This is a genomic window from Thalassomonas actiniarum, from assembly GCF_000948975.2.
Lineage (GTDB): Bacteria > Pseudomonadota > Gammaproteobacteria > Enterobacterales > Alteromonadaceae > Thalassomonas > Thalassomonas actiniarum.
The window spans coordinates 729,279-750,038 of the sequence record NZ_CP059736.1; the positions used below are offsets into that span (position 1 = coordinate 729,279).

The 20,760-nt window shown below is 45.9% G+C and carries 24 protein-coding genes; 11 read left to right on the plus strand and 13 right to left on the minus strand.

Annotated elements, in window-relative coordinates:
- Nucleotides 1-21 precede the first annotated feature (21 nt).
- The 5 genes from SG35_RS31375 to SG35_RS31395 all read left to right on the plus strand — a co-directional run bounded on the left by SG35_RS31375 (nucleotide 22) and on the right by SG35_RS31395 (nucleotide 2,006).
- A complete protein-coding gene (locus SG35_RS31375) occupies nucleotides 22-237 on the plus strand; it encodes an EscE/YscE/SsaE family type III secretion system needle protein co-chaperone (protein ID WP_044831092.1) in 216 nt (71 codons plus the stop codon).
- 71 nt (nucleotides 238-308) lie between these two features.
- Nucleotides 309-662 carry a hypothetical protein gene (locus tag SG35_RS31380; RefSeq protein ID WP_044831093.1) on the plus strand — a complete coding sequence of 118 codons (354 nt, stop codon included), beginning with the start codon at nucleotides 309-311 and terminating at the stop codon, nucleotides 660-662.
- Nucleotides 663-754: 92 nt separating this feature from the next.
- Nucleotides 755-1,432: a FliH/SctL family protein gene (locus SG35_RS31385; RefSeq protein ID WP_044831094.1), complete on the plus strand. Its 678-nt coding sequence runs from the start codon at nucleotides 755-757 to the stop codon at nucleotides 1,430-1,432.
- Nucleotides 1,425-1,637 (plus strand): hypothetical protein, encoded by a 213-nt coding sequence (locus tag SG35_RS31390; RefSeq protein WP_044831095.1) that lies wholly within the window; start codon nucleotides 1,425-1,427, stop codon nucleotides 1,635-1,637. The genes SG35_RS31385 and SG35_RS31390 overlap by 8 nt, the downstream gene beginning before the upstream one ends.
- 132 nt (nucleotides 1,638-1,769) lie before the next feature.
- Entirely contained in the window at nucleotides 1,770-2,006 is a 237-nt protein-coding gene (locus SG35_RS31395; RefSeq protein ID WP_044831096.1) for a hypothetical protein, read from the plus strand.
- 89 nt (nucleotides 2,007-2,095) lie between these two features.
- On the opposite strand, the gene SG35_RS31400 is transcribed toward SG35_RS31395, so the two are convergent.
- Nucleotides 2,096-2,311 (minus strand): hypothetical protein, encoded by a 216-nt coding sequence (locus SG35_RS31400; protein WP_044831097.1) that lies wholly within the window; start codon nucleotides 2,309-2,311, stop codon nucleotides 2,096-2,098.
- Nucleotides 2,312-2,715: 404 nt separating this feature from the next.
- Between SG35_RS31400 and cheD the strand changes: the two genes are divergently transcribed.
- Nucleotides 2,716-3,393 carry a chemoreceptor glutamine deamidase CheD gene (gene cheD / locus SG35_RS31405; protein WP_084692493.1) on the plus strand — a complete coding sequence of 226 codons (678 nt, stop codon included), beginning with the start codon at nucleotides 2,716-2,718 and terminating at the stop codon, nucleotides 3,391-3,393.
- A 197-nt stretch (nucleotides 3,394-3,590) separates the two neighbouring features.
- Here cheD and SG35_RS31410 read toward each other — a convergent pair whose 3' ends face one another.
- Nucleotides 3,591-4,337 carry a substrate-binding periplasmic protein gene (locus SG35_RS31410; protein WP_053042802.1) on the minus strand — a complete coding sequence of 249 codons (747 nt, stop codon included), beginning with the start codon at nucleotides 4,335-4,337 and terminating at the stop codon, nucleotides 3,591-3,593.
- Between the two features lie 260 nt (nucleotides 4,338-4,597).
- On the minus strand, nucleotides 4,598-5,497 hold the full coding sequence (locus tag SG35_RS31415; RefSeq protein ID WP_044831098.1) for an alpha/beta hydrolase: 900 nt from the start codon (nucleotides 5,495-5,497) through the stop codon (nucleotides 4,598-4,600).
- A gap of 216 nt (nucleotides 5,498-5,713) precedes the next feature.
- Between SG35_RS31415 and SG35_RS31420 the strand changes: the two genes are divergently transcribed.
- Nucleotides 5,714-6,610 carry a LysR family transcriptional regulator gene (locus SG35_RS31420; protein ID WP_053042803.1) on the plus strand — a complete coding sequence of 299 codons (897 nt, stop codon included), beginning with the start codon at nucleotides 5,714-5,716 and terminating at the stop codon, nucleotides 6,608-6,610.
- Between the two features lie 140 nt (nucleotides 6,611-6,750).
- On the opposite strand, the gene SG35_RS31425 is transcribed toward SG35_RS31420, so the two are convergent.
- The 7 genes from SG35_RS31425 to SG35_RS31455 form a co-directional block, all read right to left on the minus strand.
- On the minus strand, nucleotides 6,751-7,122 hold the full coding sequence (locus tag SG35_RS31425) for a hypothetical protein (protein ID WP_044831100.1): 372 nt from the start codon (nucleotides 7,120-7,122) through the stop codon (nucleotides 6,751-6,753).
- Between the two features lie 451 nt (nucleotides 7,123-7,573).
- Complete coding sequence (locus SG35_RS31430; protein ID WP_236702516.1) at nucleotides 7,574-8,056, minus strand: RidA family protein; 483 nt, start codon at nucleotides 8,054-8,056, stop codon at nucleotides 7,574-7,576.
- Entirely contained in the window at nucleotides 8,053-8,466 is a 414-nt protein-coding gene (locus SG35_RS31435) for a GFA family protein (protein ID WP_044831101.1), read from the minus strand. The genes SG35_RS31430 and SG35_RS31435 overlap by 4 nt, the downstream gene beginning before the upstream one ends.
- A gap of 48 nt (nucleotides 8,467-8,514) precedes the next feature.
- Nucleotides 8,515-9,141, minus strand: coding sequence for a TetR/AcrR family transcriptional regulator (locus SG35_RS31440; RefSeq protein ID WP_044831102.1), 627 nt, complete (start codon nucleotides 9,139-9,141; stop codon nucleotides 8,515-8,517).
- A gap of 181 nt (nucleotides 9,142-9,322) precedes the next feature.
- Nucleotides 9,323-10,621 (minus strand): M20 family metallopeptidase, encoded by a 1,299-nt coding sequence (locus SG35_RS31445; RefSeq protein ID WP_044831103.1) that lies wholly within the window; start codon nucleotides 10,619-10,621, stop codon nucleotides 9,323-9,325.
- 79 nt (nucleotides 10,622-10,700) lie between these two features.
- Complete coding sequence (locus SG35_RS31450; RefSeq protein WP_044831104.1) at nucleotides 10,701-12,125, minus strand: amidohydrolase family protein; 1,425 nt, start codon at nucleotides 12,123-12,125, stop codon at nucleotides 10,701-10,703.
- 222 nt (nucleotides 12,126-12,347) lie between these two features.
- Nucleotides 12,348-13,238, minus strand: coding sequence for a LysR family transcriptional regulator (locus SG35_RS31455; RefSeq protein ID WP_044831105.1), 891 nt, complete (start codon nucleotides 13,236-13,238; stop codon nucleotides 12,348-12,350).
- Nucleotides 13,239-13,425: 187 nt separating this feature from the next.
- Here SG35_RS31455 and SG35_RS31460 point away from each other — a divergent pair, with 187 nt between their 5' ends.
- Nucleotides 13,426-14,133 carry a hypothetical protein gene (locus SG35_RS31460; RefSeq protein ID WP_044831106.1) on the plus strand — a complete coding sequence of 236 codons (708 nt, stop codon included), beginning with the start codon at nucleotides 13,426-13,428 and terminating at the stop codon, nucleotides 14,131-14,133.
- An 86-nt stretch (nucleotides 14,134-14,219) separates the two neighbouring features.
- Here the strand turns inward: SG35_RS31460 and SG35_RS31465 are convergent, their stop codons facing one another.
- Nucleotides 14,220-14,873, minus strand: a complete 654-nt coding sequence (locus SG35_RS31465; protein WP_044831107.1) for a Crp/Fnr family transcriptional regulator — start codon at nucleotides 14,871-14,873, stop codon at nucleotides 14,220-14,222.
- A 191-nt stretch (nucleotides 14,874-15,064) separates the two neighbouring features.
- Here SG35_RS31465 and add point away from each other — a divergent pair, with 191 nt between their 5' ends.
- The gene (add, locus tag SG35_RS31470; protein WP_044831108.1) at nucleotides 15,065-16,060 is read left to right on the plus strand and encodes an adenosine deaminase; all 996 of its coding nucleotides are present in this window, start codon (nucleotides 15,065-15,067) and stop codon (nucleotides 16,058-16,060) included.
- 135 nt (nucleotides 16,061-16,195) lie between these two features.
- Here add and SG35_RS31475 read toward each other — a convergent pair whose 3' ends face one another.
- Nucleotides 16,196-16,846: a hypothetical protein gene (locus tag SG35_RS31475; protein WP_044831109.1), complete on the minus strand. Its 651-nt coding sequence runs from the start codon at nucleotides 16,844-16,846 to the stop codon at nucleotides 16,196-16,198.
- 289 nt (nucleotides 16,847-17,135) lie between these two features.
- On the opposite strand from SG35_RS31475, the gene SG35_RS31480 reads away from it, so the two are divergent.
- Nucleotides 17,136-17,438: a hypothetical protein gene (locus tag SG35_RS31480; RefSeq protein ID WP_044831110.1), complete on the plus strand. Its 303-nt coding sequence runs from the start codon at nucleotides 17,136-17,138 to the stop codon at nucleotides 17,436-17,438.
- A gap of 192 nt (nucleotides 17,439-17,630) precedes the next feature.
- Nucleotides 17,631-18,971, plus strand: coding sequence for a hypothetical protein (locus tag SG35_RS31485; protein WP_044831111.1), 1,341 nt, complete (start codon nucleotides 17,631-17,633; stop codon nucleotides 18,969-18,971).
- 178 nt (nucleotides 18,972-19,149) lie between these two features.
- Here the strand turns inward: SG35_RS31485 and norR are convergent, their stop codons facing one another.
- The gene (norR, locus tag SG35_RS31490) at nucleotides 19,150-20,727 is read right to left on the minus strand and encodes a nitric oxide reductase transcriptional regulator NorR (protein ID WP_044831209.1); all 1,578 of its coding nucleotides are present in this window, start codon (nucleotides 20,725-20,727) and stop codon (nucleotides 19,150-19,152) included.
- Nucleotides 20,728-20,760: the final 33 nt, after the last annotated feature.

Below are 20,760 nucleotides of genomic sequence, written 5' to 3' on the forward strand. Positions count from 1 at the left end.
AACCACAAGAGAGTAACAGTGATGAACAATTTTTTTATGACCGACCTTGAGCATACATTAGCCGGTGAGGAGCGAGAAGCTTGTATTAACAATTTACAGGCAGCTTTTGACCAGGAAATAAATCAGTTCAAGGCAGCGCTTAGAAGGCCTAGTACCACGCAAGAATTTAACCGCAATAATGCCTACCTGGATGTTTTTTCAAATGGCTTAACGGTACTTAACACCATCACAGAATAAATCAGACGCTAAGTCTTTATTCTTAATATTAACCATTTTAACTGCATTGCCATTACACAGGAGACAAGCAGATGTCTGATTTACTAAAACATACCACTGAACTGGGACTGATCGCCGCAGGCCGTGGCTTAGAAACACAAGCCCGTGCCATCAGTGAAGGCCTTAAGGTCTTAAAACCTGTCGCAGCAGCGCCTTATATTATCGATACCCTGTTGCTGCTGGGGAAAAAGCAATATCAGCAAGCATTAACAATATTGGAAAAGCCGACATTCAGTGATGAGGCGTTGGAGGCATTTAAGGTACTGATACTGGCACTGCAGGGTAATCGCCAACAGGCACAAAACCTGCTGCAGCAGTCAAAAAGTGCTGAATTCAAGCCTTTTTTAGCGCAAATCGAAAGCAGTCTGCTCTCGGGTACCCACTAAGCTCCATTGCTTTAACTTGTTCTTGTGAACAAGAGGGTTATCGATATCAAGTTGATACCGCTTTATTCGCGGCTAAGTAATCAGGAAAAATAATGTTTTCAGTTATTCAATTAAAAAATGGCACCCTGGAAAATAAACCTTCGGGTAATTTGCTTAAAAAAAGTGATTACCGTACTTATATGGACCACAAGCGTTTAGCAGCCTATAGCAAGCAGCAGGTAAAAAAACGCCACAAATCGGCAGATGCCCGAATGGCAGAGCAAGAAGAAAAAGGTTACCAGGCGGGGCTGAAGGCAGGAAAAGCCGAGTCCCGTCAGCAGCTACTGGCGCTTAATTTAAAATCTATCGAATACATTAAAACATTTGAGCGCCAGGCATGCGAGATCATTCAAGATGTACTGCAACGCATCCTTGGCCAGATAGATCAAAGCACGCTGATCCAGTCTCTGGTAGGTACGGCGATCAAAGCCGTTGAGACCGAGCAGCAAATAAAAGTTATTGTCTCCAGTAACGATGTCAAAGCGGTAAAAGCCAGGGTAGAGCACTGGCAGGAGCAATACCCGAACATAGAACGCATAGATGTCATTGCCGACAGTAAAATACCGGTCAGATCCTGCCGCCTTGAAACCCCGGTAGGGGTGGTGGATGCTGGTCTTCAAACCCAGCTTAATGCATTGCACAAATCTTTGGGCGCTGTATTTGGCTCCCTTGAAGGGCAACAGGAAAATGAAAATAAAAGCATTGAAAACAGAGAGCTAAGCTATGGATAATGAAGCCGTCAACAGAGTCGCGGATCACCTGATACGCCGTAAATTAGGTTATCTGCCCATGCCGGAGGCGGAACCTGTTAAATATGATTTTAGTGTATTGGGCAAGATTGCCATGGAAGAGATTAATCGTCTGATTGCACTTAAGGAAAAAGAAAAGCGTAAAATGCAGGCCAGGAAAAAGCGGCGTGTCAGATATTGTTTGTAATTAACTTTGCTTGAAGTTTTTGTATATCCCCCTGCAGGTGGCCTTAGGAGACTATCATATTTTGACTGCCGAAATCCGGCACCTTCCCGTCCTGGAAAAGTGCGTCAGCTTAGAAAAGCAGAACAGTATCTGATGCTGGCAATGTCTGTCCCGGAAGATGTCTCCGGATTTTATACCATAGAAGAAAGGGAGTTGCTGCTCGGCGGTTATGGGGCAAAGGTAGATGCAAAGCTAACCCGGCTGCACCAAGGCAATTTTTGCGAGCATATTATCAAGATGTCTCGGGAGCAGCTTATCCGGCTTGCCGATACCTTCTCGCAGCAATACCTGGGAATAGACAGGCTCAGAACCGCTCCTGTCTTGCTCTAGCTCGCAGCGCCCGGGTCAAAACAGCGATAAAAGACAAAAACACGGCTCTGCAAATTCAGATCTGAGCCTGACATTGCATTTACGGGTTGTTACATACAGCCGGACATGCAGCGAAACGACTCTTCGGCACAGGCATCCATTTGACCTGGGGTAGTGGCATTCCCCATGCAAACCATCTCGGCTGTGTAGCAGCGGGAAAAGCAGCCAGGTTCAAATATGGGGATATCAATTTCTGCATTTGCAAAACAGCCTAAGCTTAAGCCAAAACCAAAGACTGCGGACTTAATCATTAATTTACTATTCATATTTTAATTTCCTTATTACTTTATTATTGATTTTTTTGAAAATCATCATAGCTTGTTTGCATGACAACCTTTTGTTTATAACAAAACCTGCAGTATTAAACCACAGTGTTTTCTATCAGACTTGCACAAATGTGCTGAGATTTTTTGCTGGCTCCGCTATTGAAAATAAATGCTCCGATGGATTTATTTTCATAATTTTTCGAGAGTACCGTTCAGTGTTTTAGCTATATAGAGTCATGTTTTTGCAAAAAAAACAAAATTTAAGGGCTATACTTCAAACATTGTAGCTATGGATGGCATGTTAGCGAGCCGCGAAGGGAGCATTTTAGATGTAACCAGCAGGTATTTTGCCTCGCCCTTTCATCAACCATCAATTTTACTTAATGCTAAATGGATAAAAGCTTATGGACTCAGTATCATGGAAGCGTGAGCAGCACAGTCAAGTTGCATATTGCCGGCAACACTGCTTACCTGAGTTCTCCCATATTAACCATTACTGGGATGAAACACGGCAAATGGTGGTTGCCAAGATCTTACCGGGTGAATTTTATATCACCAGGCAAAATATTGCCATTGCGACTACCTTGGGCTCCTGCATTTCTGCCTGTGTATGGGATCCTGTGGCGGGCATTGGCGGCATGAACCATTTTTTGTTACCCCTGACAGATAAAGATGCCGATCAGGTCAACTGGAGTCAACGGGGCAAAGAAAGCGATGCAACCCGTTATGGCAACTTTGCCATGGAGCATTTGATCAATATCATATTAAAGCACGGCGGCCGTAAAAAGAACCTTGTCGCTAAGTTATTTGGCGGCGGGGATATGCTCAACAATATGTCGAGTGTCGGCATGAAGAATCTCCATTTTGCTCTGCGCTACCTTGCTTCTGAAAAAATCCAAATTGAAAAGGCCGATGTCGGCTTAGCTTGTCCCAGAAAAGTCATCTTCGAGCCCGTAACGGGTAAGGCTTTTGTTAAAAGGCTGCAGAACCTGTCTAATGACACCATAGTGAGGCGCGAAAATGATTATCGCCACAGAATAGATGATGAACATGCCGTGGAAGGCTCGGTAGAGTTATTCTAGGTAAAGCTTTCCTTTTGCCTTATCCGTGAAGCTTTGCGGTTAAAAGCCCTTGCCCGCTGTTTGGCTTGCAGTGAAGTTCTCGGCAAGTCATGATATAACTGCCATTAGCGTCAGACACGTCTGACTCTCCTTAAGCTGTGCCGGTTTAAGATTATTTTAACGACAGCGCGAGCAATTTTGCGGTTATTGCTGCGAAGCTACTCAGGGGCGGAGGCATTTTCAGCAGCCTGGTTTACTTGTAATAAGGCTGCCCTGACTTTTTCTACAACGGCGCTCGGTGTTTCGATATTAAAAGCCATACAATTACCACCTATCATTTGGGTACTAAATTCATAAACCGCTCTCATTTTTGTCTCTGGATAACCCAGGCTTTTTAATCTGGTGTCAATCGAATGCCGGGTGCCGATAACCAGATCTATTCTATGGTTGACCAGTTTATGCAGGCTGGTGTTGTAAGTAGAGGAGATGTCCAGGTGCCTGTTATCTTCAAAACCATGCTCAAGCAAAAATTGGTAGGCATACTCTTCCCTGGCACTTCCTATGATGTATTGCTTCAGGTCGTCTAACTTGCCTATGTTAATGTCCCGGCGATCTGCTAATGCATAGGCATATATGCGCTCCGTTGGTAAAAAAGGGCATAGCCATTGAAATTTTAATTCCCGTTCTTTTGTTCTGTAGATGGAATATATCAAAACATTTCTTTTACTCAGCGCAGTTCTGTAAGCCCGGGTCCAGGGATAAAGGTTAATGGTATATTCAATCCCCGCTTTATCTAGAATACGGCGAACTTTGGCTGTCGCTGTGCCGCCAACACTGCCATCGGGTAAAAGGTAGCTATAAGGTTCCCAGCTTTCGGTAACGACTTCGATCGCTTCCACGGCAAAAGCAAGCGCTGACAGTTGCAACAAGATACCGGTAAATAATAAAGCATTGATTATTTTCATTTATTGTTCGGTAAGAAAATACATCACTATTAAATTATAATGGAGGATCTTTATTAATGAGGATTAAAAGAGGCGGTTATAAGGATTATTAACGCGTTAGAAAATCCCGTTACCTGACTGCTGCCAACTTTTGACCGGCTGCATGATGGGAATGCGCTTTGCTTTCTGCTTATTTTAGGGGGTGAAAAGTTGCCTTTTGTTTTTTAGCACCATTACCCCTTCGGGGAGAGAAAAATCCCCGGGGTCAGAAATAATCGTTTTTATTCAACTTTCATATTCGTTAACAGGTAGTTCATGATTTCATCATTGTCTTCTGCCAGTTTTTCAATAATATCAAGATGATCCCTGCTTTGGGCTAACTTCAGGTAACAGTTTCGGCCTTCTGCCAGGAGTTTTTGCTGATATTCCTTGGTTTGCCTGAAAAACTCCGGGGTATCCAATTCGGGTAACAGTAAATGTACCGGGCAGTTATGAGCCGCCGGCGCCAGCAATTGCGGGCTTACGGCGGCTGCAGAAGAGGATGACATCTTGATTTCATCGTTGACAAAACTGTCCACTAACGGGCGGATGTCAAACAAGCCCGCCAGTGAAAAGATGCCTTTGAGTTTTTGCACTGCCGACTCAGAGACATTAAATTGTTGCCAATTGGTGTGCTGCAGCATAGTCACTAACTGACCGCCTGCCGAGTGTCCCACCAGGTATAGCGTAGGTGCGGCGCTTTTCTCCGCTACTTTGAGTATGGCGGCCAGGGCATATTGCATTTGTCTGACGATAGACTCCATAGGTGTATTGTTTTCCCAATCTGGCGCCATACGATAACCGGGCATATAAACCGCAAACCCCTGATGGTTAAACGGCTGTGCCAAATAAGAAAACTGCTCTTTGCTAAACCACTGCCACCAGCCGCCGTGAATATAAACCACAATAGGGGCATTTTCCGGTAACGTATCGGGACGAAAGACATCTATTGAGCCGGCAAATTCAGCTTCACCGAATGCAAGCGTTTCCACCCCCTTAGCCCGGTATGACTCGCTTTTTTCCTGGGTGAAGGCTATATGGGCCGGCAGGAGCTCCTCTGTCGGTAAACGCTTTGTCCATAAGGTCGGGTTATATTGCTGATCATTTTTTTCTCTTGAAAAAGCATGCCAGAATTCGTTCATTGTTTTTTCCTTCCTGTCATAAATAAAGGTTTGTCTTACGGGAAAAAGCTGCTGTGATAGCGTTAATATTTATCCTGTCTGTGTGGTCACTGCTGCGAAGCTGTTTATAAACCCTTGGCCAATTAGCATCTGAGCCAGGGAATTTCTTCTTGTCAGTGTTTAAGGGCTAGTATATTGTTTCAATAACTAAAGATAATTAACCGAAAAATGAAATAGATGTTCATAAAATCTGAACACAGGCGTTTGCCCTACCAAATGATGATCTTCGATGAGGTGGTGAAAACCGGCTCCTTCACCAAAGCGGCACAGGCCTTGGGTCATACCAAGTCGGCGGTGAGCCAGTATATCAGCCAGTTAGAGGCCGATTTAGGGGTGAGGTTACTGAACCGCAGCACCCGGCGCTTGAATTTGACGGTGGCGGGCCAGCAGCTTGCCAGGCGCAGCGAGCAGTTGGTGACTATGCTCAGCACCAGCGTCGAAGAGGTGGTGTCTCAGCTGGCGGCGCCGCAGGGACGCCTGGCAATAACCGCCCCTTTAGCTTTTGATACCGAATTAGTGACTCCCGTGATTGCCGGATTGATGCGGGAGTACCCTAAGCTTGAGCCTGAGCTGACATTTACCGATGAGCGTCTGGATTTGCTGAGCCATAAGCTGGATTTGGCTATTTCCGTCGGCATGCAAAAAGACAGCAGTTATCATGCGATTTTATTGGGAGATATCAACAGTATTCTGGTGGCATCTCCCGAATTTATTGCCTGCCACGGGATAATCGAGCCCGGGATGCTGCCGGCTTTACCTTTAATTATTTTGCCTTGGCAGCAGGGGAGCACTCAAATCGAAAACAAAGGCAGCAGTTTGGCTTTTCACTCGGCTGCGGCGGTTAAAATCAATACCAGTTTAGGGGCCATGAGTGCGGCAATCAAGGGGTTGGGAGTGGCATTAGTGCCGGAAATTTTGGTGAATCAGGCAATCAGCGACGGCCGCTTGCAGCAAGTGTTGCCTGATTATAACGGTGAACACAGACAGGTTTATGCGCTGCACTCTTATCAGCAGCAATTACCTTTAGTGATCCGTTTATTTGTCGAACGGTTAAAGCTGCGTTTTGCCGCTTAGCTAAATAATGCCATAGGTATGGTTACGTTTTTCACTGGAGAACGCCAGCTCAGCACCGCCTGATTCACTAGGCAATAAGACCGGCTTTCGGTGATTTTCCTGCCAGGATTATTGTTGAATTGCTCATGCGAAAAATGGCACTAAAACAGTTCGATTTCACCAAATTCTTTTTCAGAGAACTTCCTTTCTGTTTTGTGGTTAGTATTCATAATTTGATGTAATTCAACATGCCAAGTCGAAAAGACATAGATACCAATAGAAAATAGAAGTTTTTCAAAGCCTTGCTCATTGTATCGATAATTTAAGCGTTTTAAGACTCGCCTGGAAAGGGGGGTGATCTCCAGTAATGATGTGTTTAACGCAGCTAAGGTTAAATTAAATTCTTGTGATACGTATTCTTGTAATTCACGCTTTGCATCAATTGAATAGTTTTCGATGATGTAATCAATATCTTCGTTTGTCAGTTCATTGATATGGGTTGATATAGTACTCCAAAATCGATGTGGCGACATGTCAATTCCTGTGAGTATCAGCTATCCCTGGATAGAAAAGTGTAGTTGAAAAATTATAAATATTTCAGAATTTGATAGCCGTTCTCCTGTTTTTAACGGCAATAGAGATCTGATACAGCCGGGTTAACCAACTAACCCCGTTTTATGGTTGCAACTAATGTGGTTAATTGGTTTTAGTCTTTTGTGGTATTGAAGAACAATTTATGATGGGTTAGCCGCTATCCTGATACAGTGTTTTATGATTAACCTGGTGAATGTTAGCCGGTGTATGGCTATCCAGCATTGCTATGTACACAGGTGATCAACCATAGCAAGACGGCGGTAAGCCGGTAATATTAAGGGGCCTGTTTATTTACCAGACGCCCCTTTTTTGCTTCAGGCCGGATGCTCCTGTTTTCTTTATTATTTGATGTGTGATAAGTAAAACAATATTCCTTGTCTTTGCATAAAGCTAATTAAAAGCAGCGGCAATGCATTCCACTTCAACACTGGAATTTAATGCAAGCTGATTAACGGCAAAGGCGCTCCTGGCTGGATAAGGAGGCGAAAAGTATTGTGTATACACTTGATTAAATGCTTTAAAGTCAGCAATGTCGGTTAGCATGACCGTACATTTGACCACTTGCTCCATGTTATAACCATGGGCTTGCATTGTTTGTTTAATATTTTTCATGGTCTGGTCTGCTTCGGCTTTAAAGCCACCGTTTGCCAGCTTTTTCGTTGCCGGATCCAGGCCTATCTGGCCCGAGAGATACAGAGTGTTTTCAAGGCGTACTATCTCTGAAAAAGGCAGCCGGGACGAAGACGGCTTGGTATTTAAAAACTCGACTGTCTTATCACTTTCTTTCGCCACTATGGCGGGGCTTAGCAGCAAGCTGGTCAGAGCTGTAACAAGCAGGCTCAGGTTTTTCAGGTTATTTTTTTTAAACATCATTTTGACGGCACCGTTTCAAATTTTGTCATTTCAGGTAAATCATCGAGCCAGGGCACTGACGAGCGGCACCAGATCTGACTCGATGGAATAAGTTCGTTTCTTTGATGCACCGAGCCGACCCGGATACCGTAAATCCGATTTGTTTTATCGGTCGAGGTTGCATAAATACTGCTGCCGCAATTGCTGCAGAACCCTTGCGCGCGTTTATTGCCGCTTTCGGCTATTTTTGTATATTCTTTTGCCTGCCCTTGGCTAAAGGTTAATCCGTCGGGTTTTGATACCACCACGGTTCTAAATGCCGCCCCGGAGAGTTGCTGACAATCCGTGCAGTGGCAAATAAGCACTTTTTCAGGGTCTATTTGCGCATGGTATTTGAGTGCGCCGCAGTGGCAGCCGCCGGTGATCTCCATCTTTACTCCTTTCCCTTATTCGAGGGGGTTAGCGTTGAGTGTTAACTGTTAAGCACGTAAATAAGGCATGATCATTTTAGGCAACTCCAGCGAAAATTCCCCGGCATCCAAATCACAGGCAATGGCGGGAGTTAACTCAGGATAGAGTACCTTGTCCAATAAGGTGTTTATGATCATAAAAATAGCTACTCCGGCTGCTTTTGCTTTATCCGTTGCCGTGATCTCCCGGCCGAAACTTAATAAAATTCCGGCAAGACGCTGGTAAATCACTTTACGGTCAACAACCTGATCCGAGTCTAATAATGCCGAATGTAACCGGGAGTTCAGGTGCAAGGTTCTAAAAACGCTTTTACGGCTGGTCAAAAATTGATGAGTCGCTATCGACAATTTCTCAACCGCATCTGCCAATGAAGCATATTTTGTTTGCTCCAGGCCGGTCACCCATAACGTCAGATCATTACCAAAGTCCTGATAAAGCAAGGGCAGTAATGACTCCTTATCTTTAAATCGCCGGTAAAAGGTGCCGACCGACACTCCCGCATGTTCGGCAAGTTCTTTAATGGTAATGTGCTCAAAAAACTTATCTTGCAGGCAAGTATGTAAAGCGGTTAACAGTTTTCGCTGGGTATCCTGGCTTCTTTGCTGCTTGGGCAGAAAAACATTTTTTGTTGGCATAATAATGGCCGCGTATCGGTGAAAGTCGCTTGCTGGCCGAAATAATGCGTTTTTTTATGAAAAACAGCAATATAAAATTTGTTGGTATGAGATCCCGGCACAATAATCTCCACGCATTTTTTATATTGCCGCTTTTACCTTGTCATTCTTTACCTTTTAGCGACTTACTTTGGAACTCGGGTTATTTCGCCTGTGCCATATAATCAAGCGTCAGCCGGGTCAAGGTCTCGGTACCGGTTTTAAAGGCTGATTCATCGGCGAAAAAGTAGGGCGAATGGTTACTCGGTGCCTGCTTGGGATCCTGGTCAAGTGGCGTGCCGCCGAGAAAAACGAATAAGCCGGGAACCTCCTGGGCATAAAATGAAAAGTCTTCCGCACCGGTTATTTTCGGCATCATAATAACCTTGTCCTGGCCGGCGGCTTTTTCCAAACTGGGTAACATTTGTGCCGTCAGTTTCGGGTTGTTGACGGTTACCGGGTAACCTTTGAGTATTTCGACCTCGGCTTTGGCGCCTGATGCAGCGGCAATGTGCGTGGCCGTGGTTTTAATTTTCTCGAAGATCTGCTGGCGGTTATCCATGTCAAAATTTCGGATGGTGCCGACCATTTCTACTTTTTCGGGCACTATGTTGCTGCGCACCCCGCCGGATATTTTGCCGAAGGAAACAATGGCCGGCTCCTTGGTAATATCTATATGACGGCTGATGATATGATTAACGCCGCTGACGATTTGCGCGGCGGCGGCAATGGGATCAACACCGTTCCACGGCGTTGAGCCATGGGTTTGTTCGCCGTGAACGGCAATTTCAAAGCTGTCGGCACTGGCCATAGCGGGGCCGCTGCGATAACCTATTGTTCCTGCTGGTAGTTTTGAGGTGATGTGCAGGCCGAAAGCGACATCCGGCCGATGTTTTTTGAAAATACCTTGCTTTAACATCAACTCGGCGCCGCCTTCTTCCCCTTTAGGGGCGCCTTCTTCTGCGGGCTGAAACACAAACATCACATCACCGTGCAGTTGCGCCTTCATGGCGGCAAGTACTTCGGCTGCGCCCATTAACATGGCGACATGGGTGTCATGGCCGCAGGCGTGCATAACACCGACATCGACGCCGCGGTAATTCGTCGTTTTGGTCGACTTAAAGGGCAAGTCTACCTTTTCGGTGACCGGCAGGGCATCCATGTCGGCCCGTAACATCACGGTAGGACCCGGTTTCGCGCCTTTTAACATCGCCACGACACCGGTATATGCAATATTCGTTTCTACTTCCATGCCAAGATTTTTTAAATGGGCGGCGACAATTTTGGCAGTCCGGGTTTCGCGGTTACCTAATTCAGGGTTTTGGTGAAAGTCGCGGCGCCATTCGATCACCTTGCTTTCGACATTTTTGAGCAAATCTGTCGTTTGTGCCGGGGCGGCGTGGCCACTGCCTGATACCAATAAACCAAAAGTGATAGCGCCGGTTAAAATTGATTTTTTCATTATGATCCCAATATTGTTGTTTTTGTTAAATTCAATACGCGTTAACAGGTGTTGTTAACCACTTATGTCCTGCACAGCTTTAATGCAAACCTACCACAGCTTTTGTTGCTTCGACAATTTTGTTGCTGCTATAACCGATACCATTTTTAAAAACGACAGACATCTTGCTTATCATCGAAGGATCTGCCGCTAAGTCGCCGTCGATTAATACCATGTCGGCATTTTTTCCGCTCGCAATGGTGCCGATCTCATTTTCACGGTTTAAATAATGTGCCGCATTCGAGGTCGATATTTTAATGGCTTGCTCTATGCTAAAGCCGCTCTCTACCAGCAGTTCAACCACCCTTTGGTTGGAAAAACCGGCGATCACCCCGCCATAACCTGTGGGATCTGTGCCCGCCATGAGCTTACCGCCGGCTTCGACAAATTTTTTCTCCAGCGCCATCATTTTTTTATAAACTATGGGCCAGGTGGCATTTTCCTGCTGGGCAATTTTCTCCCAGCGCGCTTCATATTGATCGCGTACTTGCGGCGTCAGTGCTGCCAGCGCTTTGGCAGACGCCTTAGGCCGCCCCTGGGTAAAGGTTTCAAAGACGGTTAGCGTTGAGGTCAGGGTGACATTTTTACTTACCAAAAAGGCGATCAACTCATTGACTTGGTCGGATTCAATATCCAAATCGACTAAAGACTGGTGTACCCCTGTTTTGGGACATTGATCTTTCTTCTTGTCTTTAACGAAATCGGTTGCGGCAAAAAAGCCATGTTCGAGGTTATCTATGCCCAATTCTGCTGCCTCCCTGTAGGTAATCGAGCATAAATGCGCGGTAACCTTGTGATCACGCTTATGCGCCTGTTTAATTACCTCGGCTAATTCATTCCGGCGAATGTGCATATAGGCCTTGTAGGAAGTCACCCCTTCTGACATCCAGTATTGCATCATGGTTTTGGCATTTTCAGCATCCCGCAGCGGTTTTATTTTCAAAATAGGCAATCCCGGACCATTGAGGTAGGGAGCGGTGACGTCAATATCCGGGCCTATGGTTTCACCTTTTGCGATAGCATCCCTTAAATTTAAATCTGCATAAGGGGCTGTGGTGCCTGCGGTTCTGATGGTGGTTGCCCCTCCGGCGAGATACAAGCGCGGAAAGCTGTATAACATCTCGGTATAGTTTGCCTTGCCGGTTGGGTAAAACATGTGCTCATGCATCATCACTAAACCCGGGATCAAGGTTTTTCCCCGGCCATCAATAGCCGTGACCCCTTCAGGCACAAGGACTTCGTTGGCATGGCCTACTTTACGTATTTTGCCGCCAGCCAGCAACACGGTTTGATTGCGCCTGCTTGGCTCTCCGGAGCCATCAATCAGGGTAACGTTTTTAATGGCGATTTTATCCTGTTGATACTCGACAAAATCGCTGTCCTGACCGTAACTTGGCTGTATAACTAAAGCGGTGAGCAAGCAGGTTAATTTGAATATCTTGCTCGCTGACAGGAGGTTTTTCATAGGTTGTCTGTCTGTTATCTGCGTTTGATTTCGCTGCAATACTAACCAGCGAACAATAAGATGTAAATATGGATTCACATTTTATTTTGCCAATATACCCCAGCTGTCAGCCGGGCAGCTTTATGCTTAGTAAGGGGGAAGAGCGGGAATAACGGCGAATGTCACCCCTGTATATGGCATGATTAGCCGGGGGAAGCTGGCGGATAGTAGATGAGGAACTGTTTACGCTTGGCTTTTTACTTTGGCAATCAATTTTTTCAGCCAGCCGTCTGCCATTGCGGGTTTATAGACCAGGCTGTATGTTTCCTGAGCATGATATTTAAAATCAACAAGTTCTATTACCCTGAGCGCTTTTGATGTGATGACAAAATCAGGCACATAGGCAACTGCCTGACCCTGGCTTACGATGGATAACAGTGAGCTGAAATCGTCGGTGCGAAAGGCAATGTTACGGGGAAATTGCTGATCAGGCCAGCCGTCAGAGCCGATGCCGCGAACAATGCCGCAAAACGGTGAGCTGCTTGGGCACACGAAGGCATAAGCGAGTAATTGTTTTAAGGTCATTTTTCCTGTCGGGTAATGCGAAAACAGCCGGTGGCAGGGAGCGGCAACCATTTTTAAGGTGGTTGTGCCCAGCAATACCGAGTGCAAATCAGTTGTGTCTATATTCGTGAGGGCTTCGTTGGTCACGATCGCAAGCTGGGCATGGCCGCCAACAAGGCGTTTTATTGCTTGTCCTTCAAAGCGGGCATCAATATTGAGCTCGGTATTATTTTCCGGCAACAGTTTTATAAGGGTGTTAAGACAATGATTTAATAAAACCGACGGGCCGGTGACATTGACCACTTGCTTAACCTTGCTGCCGGTAAATTCACTGCACATTTGTTCATATTCGTGTACCAGTTTTGTCGCATATTGAATGAATTTTTTCCCCTGGCTGTTGAGCTGTATATTTCGCCCGACCCGATCAAATAACTCGGTATTTAATGTTTGCTCTATTTTTTTTAGCGTTTTCGATAGGGCGCCCGGGGTCAGATTCAAGCCTTGGGCACTGGCTTGGATGTTTTGGCTATGGGCCAGGTGGATCACTTTACGTAAATCTTCAAAATTCATCTAATTCGTTTCCAAATGGTAAACGGTGGTGTCAATTTTTTCGATTATAACTCAACAATTAATCTTCTAGTATATAAGCCGTACCAGGCCAATTTGTTTATTGATGTTTTGTTATAAAGCTGACTAAGCCGATATCGCCAGAATTTTCCACCAACACCTGAACAAGGTTGAAATATCCGGAGTTCGAATGACAGTTAATTATCACCGGCAAAAGCTTTCTGCTATCGCGCTTGCCTTATTCATGGCTACCACCTTTTTCACCTTGGTTGGCACTTCTTTGCTTGTGCATGCACAAGCGGTGCATGGCAATCATGCCTTAATCGGTTCTCATGGTATGGTGCTGATTTATGATCAGGAAGAGGGCATATTTGCCAGTCACCTGCCTTTATACCGCAGCCCTCATAACTACCAAATTATCTATAAAGTTGAAGTCTCAGAGCATGAGATGATCCGTGAGTTACTGGCGGCAGGCATGGTAACTGTGTTGCCAACAAACTTTGACTTGAATAAGTTAATCAGCGGCGAAGCCTTTTCGGTTGAAGCGCAATTTTTTCAGGGACATTTCGAGCGCGGCGGTCAGGTAAAAAATACCGGCATGATCAGCTTTATTAGGCCGGTGCTGGTAAAAAAAGTCACTAAAGAGCATTCGCAGGCGGCAAGCTTTTATACTGCTGCGCTTAGCAAAACTAAGGTAATTGTCGCCCATAAAATTCAGCATCCCCCTTCTTTTGACGCCCTGGCTTTTATGCCATTGCCGGGCAAAGCTGCAGCGGAAACTAATAATGTCATCGTTTGTGATAACCCCAAAACTTTTGACGTAAGCACCATCAGCAAACAGCTGGAGCTATGCGGTATTCCCGCACCTGTTTATATCGAAATCCGGGATTTTGAGTGATAAAAATAGCCATAAAGTGCTGTTGTTGAGTTTAGCCTGTTGCTTTTGCTGCTGACTTTTAACCTACGGATGGCGCCAGGCAGGGATTAAGATCTTAAAAACTCTGAAAGTTGGTCAATATTTTTTACTTGTAGCTGGTTATTCACCTTTTCCACCAGGTTCATTTCAAGCAGTTGATTGACCACCCGGCGGTAAACCCGCTCAGAGCAACCAAAACGTTCTGCTTCCTTATACACGTGGCCAAAATTGACTTTAGGTCTGGCATCGAGAAACCTTTGTTCGATATCCAGGGCGATATTGTAAATCAGCGGATGTAATATCCGGCTGATGGTGGTCGCCATGGTTTCCTGGTATTTATAAGACAGGGACTGGCTGAGCCAGATAGCCAATTTGGGGTCGCGCTGCATAAATTCGGTAAGCAGGGCAGCCGGTAAAACCTTGGCTTCAATGGCTTCGTTGGCCCTGACGTCAAACTGGCAGCGGGTGTCGGTCAGCAGCTCAACATCGCCAAGCAAGCTGTTATCGGCACTAAACAGACCTAAACTGAAATGCCGGCCATTATCTGCGGTATAACCCACCGAAAATTGGCCCGTTTCGAGCCAATATAGCTCAGTAATTTCCTGCCCCTGGCTCAATAAATAATCGTCTACCTGAAACGGTTTGCTTTTAAGATCTTGTTTTTTTATCAGCTGGCAAAATAATTCATATCCTTGCGCAGCTAATTCACTGAGTGTATCCAATAGTTACCCTACAACTGAAATTAAGTATTTTTATCTGATCCGGACATTTGTCCTGATAGTTTTGAATGGATAGGGGTAATATAGAGAATAATCAATAGTGATACCAGTAGCTTTTCTCCATCGAAGCCCTGTAGTTTCTTCCGTTATCATTTTATTGGTTGAATGTCATAAGCAATACCAGGTAGAGGTCTATGAATTATTTTAATGTGCCCAAAATCGATCTACATTGCCACCTTGATGGCAGCGTTCGCCCGCAAACCATTATTGAGCTTGCCCGGCTACAGGGGTTGTCCTTGCCCAGCGAAGATATCGATGAAATTAAAACGTTAATGGTGGCCCCTGAAACCTGCCCAAACCTTGACGAGTACCTGAGTCGCTTTGAGCTGCCGCTTTCTGTGATGCAGACGCAAGAGGCGATCGAGCGTATTTCCTTTGAGGTATTTGAAGATGCCGCCAAAGAAAACGTTAAGTACCTGGAAGTGCGTTTTGGCCCTCAATTGCACCAGCAACAAGGGCTGACATTCGGGCAAATTATCGACAGTGCCGTTAAAGGGATGAGAAAAGCTGAAAAGCGCTATGACATTCACGGCAACTATATTCTGTCGATATTAAGAACCTTTGCCAAAGACAAGATTAACGATATTATCGATGCCGGGGCAAAACACCTCAATGACGGTGTGGTGGCCTTTGATTTAGCCGGCAGCGAGTTACCGGGTTTTTGTCATGAATTTATCCCTTACGCCCAATATGCCATTGAAAAGGGCTACCGGGTGACCATTCATGCCGGAGAGCAGGGCAGCGGCCAGAATGTACATGATGCAGTTTCGCTTTTAGGAGCCGAGCGTATCGGCCACGGTATTCATATCAAAGGCCACGAGCAGGCTTATGATTTGGTGAAAAACCAGGCCATAGCCCTGGAAACCTGCCCGAGCAGCAATGTCCAGACCAAGGCGGTTGATGCCCTTAGCGATCACCCCGTAAAAGCTTTCCATAAAGATGGCGTATTGATCAGCATTAATACCGATAACCGCACGGTTTCCAACACCACTATGACAGATGAAGTACGTAAGGTTGTCGAGGAGTTTAATTTAACCCCGGAAGAATACTTCGATATTTATAAGGTCAGTGTTGAGCATTCTTTTGCTTCTGAGGCTGTGAAACAGCATTTGCTAAGTTTTGCCCCTTAGGGGGTGCTGAGCCTTGGGCCTTAATGTTTAAGAAAAAGCGGCTCATGGCTTTGTGAAGCAGGGAAAATCGGCGACCACTTTGCTTGTGCTATCGATTGAGGTGCTCACCGTTATCTTGCTATCGCCTTTGATGTGTCAGTAACCTTTCTTTTCATCAAATACTTTATGCTCAACCAGATTAACCTGGTCATTGGCAAAATACGCATTTAAGTTTTTGAGTTCTCTGATTAGCTGAGTATTTGTGGCTTCTATCAAAGGGGCATATTTACCTGAGATAAAGAGTGTATTGTCTATCGAGTTCACCGCTGCCAAGAGCTTAGTGAATTCTTGTGAAATTTCAAAGAGTTTACGCTTTTGTTCTTCATCTTTGAGCGCTAAGGTATTGTGGCTTGACCAAAATTCACCGGAATAATGATTAAGGGCATTTTCCAGCTGCTTCTGTTTAGGCTTTATTTCAAGAAAGTTATTGTTAAGTGTCGTGTTTAGTTTGCCCAGCTCTCCAATATTATTAAGGGCGGTATTAATGCGAAGCGCATCGTTTTTAATTTTGTCACTGGTCATTTCAAGTTCTTGAATATACTTAGAAACATGTGCCAGGCTGTTTGCTGCGCTGTTGGCTTTAATTGCGCTTGCTCCCGAAGCTGCGGTCATTAAGGTTAAAAATACCCCCAAGTAATGTTCAATCAGTTTGTTTTTTATCGTGGTAAAAAGCGTTGATTTGGCTGCTTGCGGCTGAGTGGCTACGGCTTGTGAGCCGCTGTCCTCAACGGGATTGTTAATGTTCATATTAAATTCCTCTAATGCCCGTAAGCTTGGTATTGAATAGAAACAGTTTGTTGTTTAAACGTTATTTATACCTGTGTCATATCAGGAAGAAATCTCACACTGGTTTTAAGAAAAAAATTCACGGTCATCCAGAGCATTCATGCTGCCACGGTAAAATACTGGCCTGCACCTGCCTTTCATTGATCTCCCTCAATGTCCTGAAATATGCAACTTGACTTTTCTGGACACTAGCTAAAAAAATCTATACAGTTCATGGCGTTATTTACCCTCTCGTTAATAAGGAATACCTATGTTAAGGAAAATATCGCTGGCATCCATGCTGTGTATCAGTGCTTTTTCAGCCTTTGGCGGACAAAATGCTTGGCAAGACGATCATAATGTCTATCGCTACCTGAAGAGTCCTTCGGGGGAATGTAAAAATACCAAGGAAGATTGCGCCGATTTGCAGGCCTATTCGGTTACACAATTTAAGAAAGCCGATGGTTTTAATGGTATGCCTTATGGCTTGGGCGGCACCACGGCGATTGATGTCGATAACAATGGCCAGGCGGATTATGATGTGGTGAAGTATTCCGGCAATAAAGCCACCTAGACCGCCAAGCATGCCCCAACCGCGGTAAAACAGGGTAGTTACAGTTATTTTGTCTACTCAGGTGAGGTTATCCTAGACAATTATTCGCTGGCGAATAAGAAAATAGGCACCACGGCTGCGGGCGGCTGTAGTATCACCACCACAGAAAAATTTCGTATCAGTACAAATAAGTCACCGGCATTAGGTATTTATGTGGCACGCTTTAACCACAATACCGGGAAAGTATCGGAGCCGGTATTAGTGCATATGAAGTGTACCGATGATCCTCATGATAATGCCGTGATCAACCTGGACCAGGCAGGTTACGTATACGTACTGGTTTCCGGGCGGTCGACATCGCGCGGCAATTTTGTCTTTAAAAGTAGTGCGCCAAACAGTATCGAGAGTTTTGTCGATTATACGCCCTTGATGGATGACTATGCCGATCACTTTAAAGATTTGATCGCAGCGGCGGGGCAAGACTTTCCGATTTCAGGTACACATTACCGCGGCATCAATTACCCCAAGATGTTTTGGATTGACGATCCGGCCTATAGCCAGAAAGGTTATTTCCGTTTAATTTATACCGTTTACTGTAATTCAGGTGAAGTGCAAACCTGTAAAAGCTCCAGGCAGGTTTATAGCGCGAAAATGGTGGTTGACGGTACAAAAGCAAGTATCCAGGATATCACACCTATTGCTGCTTATAAGGGGCACTATGCCATTGCCAAGGCAAGAGGCAAGGATGTGGTGATTGCCTTCAACGTTCACCCGGGTAATAACCTGGATGACAGAACCAACCTCTATTATATGCACTCTTTCGATGGCGGAGAAAACTGGTTCAACGCCAAAAACCAGCGCGTTTCCTTACCGATTGTTTCCCCCGAGGGGTTAAAAACGGTGGCGGTAAGAGAATATTATGATCCGGCAAGCATAGGCGGCATAGGTAGGCGTATCTACATGAAAGATATAGATTTCATGAGTTCTGGTATGGCTAAAAGACCGACTATTTTGTATGTTGGCAGCCTTTCCGGGGATCACCAGCCGTCAACCCTAGCCGATCATTATCTGGCTAAAGCCCGGTGGACCGGCACAACCTGGAGCAATGTGCGCCTGGCAAACCAGGTGGATCATAATTACTCTTCCGGTATGTTGCACCCGAACGGCTCGGATTACCGGGTATTCTACCCCGATACCATTGATGAGAAAAATAATGCCATGGCGGGGGGCGCTGCCGCCTATTTGGATACCGGCGGTACGAGTAGCAGTGTCTGGGGACGTACGCTGATCTCTAACGATGTAGTTGACCCCGCAAGTGGTTCTTCAAGTTACTTGTATAACCTGTGCGAATACAATTACTTTAAGTCGGTACTTAACGGCAGCAATGACTTTGTCGGTATTTTTGCTGGCGGCAACATGCATCAATACCGTGAAGGTGCACCGATTTTTATTGTCGATTTAGCCGGTAATATCAAACGCCTGCCGACAAGCATTAATTATGTTGATGGCAATGGCGAGGTTTCCCTGGAAAACAGCGAAGCTTGCCATAACTAGCAGCGCGATAATAAAGCAAAAAAGGTCAATCGCTGGCCTTTTTTGCTGATATTGCCAAGTTAAGCAAGGCACATGGAAAATGAAAAGAGATGGCAGGGAGCGGGTTTCGGCTCCCTTGTTTATCTTTCCCGGTTAGTGCAGTTTATCTGGTAAAAGTGCAATACAGCTCTCAGGTCTTCTACGCCAGCCCCAAGCGGCGCATGGTACGGATCAAATTACTCCTATCGACTTTAAGCAGCCTGGCTACGGCTGCTAAATTGCCCTGTTCACTTTCCAGCACCTGACTAATGATCTGACGTTGATATTCGTCGGTAGCCTCCCGCAAACCTAAATCATTCACTTCAACGGCTATCGCCGGCATGGGTGATTTTTGCACCTTGCTCTGTATAGGCGTTGTTTGAACGGAGCTCAACCCAGGCGCTATGTTGTCGATCGGTTGTAAATTAAGATGCCCGCTGTTAATACTGACAATACGGGCTTCACGTCCCTGCTCAGTGATCGCCTTTAGTGCCGCGCGGCTTAATAAATGCTCTAACTCCCTGACATTTCCCGGCCAGCTGTAACCTGCCAGCTGCTCGATGGCGCTTTGTTGCAAACGTAATTTAGTGACCCCGAGCTGATGTTGGCTTTTTTCCAGAAAGTAGCCGGCAAGCAATAAGTAGTCTTTTTCCCGCTCGCGCAAAGGCGGTACCGATAACGGATAGACGCTTAATCTGTGATATAAATCGGCGCGAAAACGGCCTTCTTTGACTTCCTGCTGCAGGTCCCGGTTGGTAGCGGCAACAATTCTGACATCAACCACTATGATTTTATCGCTGCCGACCCGCTGAATTTCGCCGTATTGCAGGGCGCGCAACAGTTTTGCCTGGGCAGCCAGGGGCAGCTCGCCGACTTCATCGAGAAACAAGGTACCGCCGTCTGCTAATTCAAAACGTCCGCTGCGATCGTTTACCGCGCCGGAAAAAGCGCCTTTGACATGGCCGAACAGCTCACTTTCGACAATGTTTTCCGGCAATGCGGCGCAGTTGATCTGCACCAGGGGCTGGTTTTTCCGGCGGGAGTGCTGATGAAGGCTTTTCGCCACCAACTCTTTGCCGACCCCGGTCTCCCCGGTGATCAATACCGATAACTTGCTGGGGGCGACGGTATTAATTTCCCCGCGCATGGTGTTAATCGCGGTACTTTTGCCAATCATTTCTGATGGAGCGACGGTTTCCAGTAAACGTTGTGCCACCTGGTGGTTGTGCTCTACCCGGGCTTCTAATGCTTCGATATGCTGACTGGTTTTGATCACTGCTGCCACGGCGGCGATATAGGCCCGGGTTTCCATCGGATTGAGGGAATCAAAACTGCCCGCTTGCATGGCATCCAAAGTGATGAGACCCCAGGGCTTGTCATCGATATAAATGGTGCTGCCCATGCAGTCGTGTACATGCAGTTGCCCGCTGGCGTCATTCACCAGGCCGTCATAGGGATCCGCCAGCCTGGAATCGGCATCAAAGCGGGTGAGTTGCGAACTGTTTAAGATATGTTGCAGCCGCGGATGTTGGGCAACGGCGAATTGCCGCGCCAGGGCTTCATCTTTTAAGCCTAAGGTGGCCACGGGCAGCAGATAACCGTCGGTTAATTTAAGCAGGGCAACCACGTCACAGGGGATCGCCCGTTGAATGGCCAATACCAAACGCTGGTAGCGCTGCGCCTGACTCAAATCACGGTTTAAGTCTTCGATAATATCAATAAAGGGGGAAATATTCATAAAGGTCATTTTAACCTTTTTTAGGTTAAAATG

Excerpts from the sequence above, each read along its gene's own strand:
- SG35_RS31375 (WP_044831092.1), top strand. The coding sequence starts at position 22 with ATGAACAATTTTTTTATGACCGACCTTGAGCATACATTAGCCGGTGAG.
- SG35_RS31380 (WP_044831093.1), top strand. The coding sequence starts at position 309 with ATGTCTGATTTACTAAAACATACCACTGAACTGGGACTGATCGCCGCA.
- SG35_RS31385 (WP_044831094.1), top strand. The coding sequence starts at position 755 with ATGTTTTCAGTTATTCAATTAAAAAATGGCACCCTGGAAAATAAACCT.
- SG35_RS31390 (WP_044831095.1), top strand. The coding sequence starts at position 1,425 with ATGGATAATGAAGCCGTCAACAGAGTCGCGGATCACCTGATACGCCGT.
- SG35_RS31395 (WP_044831096.1), top strand. The coding sequence starts at position 1,770 with ATGCTGGCAATGTCTGTCCCGGAAGATGTCTCCGGATTTTATACCATA.
- SG35_RS31400 (WP_044831097.1), bottom strand. The coding sequence starts at position 2,311 with ATGAATAGTAAATTAATGATTAAGTCCGCAGTCTTTGGTTTTGGCTTA.
- cheD (WP_084692493.1), top strand. The coding sequence starts at position 2,716 with ATGGACTCAGTATCATGGAAGCGTGAGCAGCACAGTCAAGTTGCATAT.
- SG35_RS31410 (WP_053042802.1), bottom strand. The coding sequence starts at position 4,337 with ATGAAAATAATCAATGCTTTATTATTTACCGGTATCTTGTTGCAACTG.
- SG35_RS31415 (WP_044831098.1), bottom strand. The coding sequence starts at position 5,497 with ATGAACGAATTCTGGCATGCTTTTTCAAGAGAAAAAAATGATCAGCAA.
- SG35_RS31420 (WP_053042803.1), top strand. The coding sequence starts at position 5,714 with ATGTTCATAAAATCTGAACACAGGCGTTTGCCCTACCAAATGATGATC.
- SG35_RS31425 (WP_044831100.1), bottom strand. The coding sequence starts at position 7,122 with ATGTCGCCACATCGATTTTGGAGTACTATATCAACCCATATCAATGAA.
- SG35_RS31430 (WP_236702516.1), bottom strand. The coding sequence starts at position 8,056 with ATGATGTTTAAAAAAAATAACCTGAAAAACCTGAGCCTGCTTGTTACA.
- SG35_RS31435 (WP_044831101.1), bottom strand. The coding sequence starts at position 8,466 with ATGGAGATCACCGGCGGCTGCCACTGCGGCGCACTCAAATACCATGCG.
- SG35_RS31440 (WP_044831102.1), bottom strand. The coding sequence starts at position 9,141 with ATGCCAACAAAAAATGTTTTTCTGCCCAAGCAGCAAAGAAGCCAGGAT.
- SG35_RS31445 (WP_044831103.1), bottom strand. The coding sequence starts at position 10,621 with ATGAAAAAATCAATTTTAACCGGCGCTATCACTTTTGGTTTATTGGTA.
- SG35_RS31450 (WP_044831104.1), bottom strand. The coding sequence starts at position 12,125 with ATGAAAAACCTCCTGTCAGCGAGCAAGATATTCAAATTAACCTGCTTG.
- SG35_RS31455 (WP_044831105.1), bottom strand. The coding sequence starts at position 13,238 with ATGAATTTTGAAGATTTACGTAAAGTGATCCACCTGGCCCATAGCCAA.
- SG35_RS31460 (WP_044831106.1), top strand. The coding sequence starts at position 13,426 with ATGACAGTTAATTATCACCGGCAAAAGCTTTCTGCTATCGCGCTTGCC.
- add (WP_044831108.1), top strand. The coding sequence starts at position 15,065 with ATGAATTATTTTAATGTGCCCAAAATCGATCTACATTGCCACCTTGAT.
- SG35_RS31475 (WP_044831109.1), bottom strand. The coding sequence starts at position 16,846 with ATGAACATTAACAATCCCGTTGAGGACAGCGGCTCACAAGCCGTAGCC.
- SG35_RS31480 (WP_044831110.1), top strand. The coding sequence starts at position 17,136 with ATGTTAAGGAAAATATCGCTGGCATCCATGCTGTGTATCAGTGCTTTT.
- norR (WP_044831209.1), bottom strand. The coding sequence starts at position 20,727 with ATGAATATTTCCCCCTTTATTGATATTATCGAAGACTTAAACCGTGAT.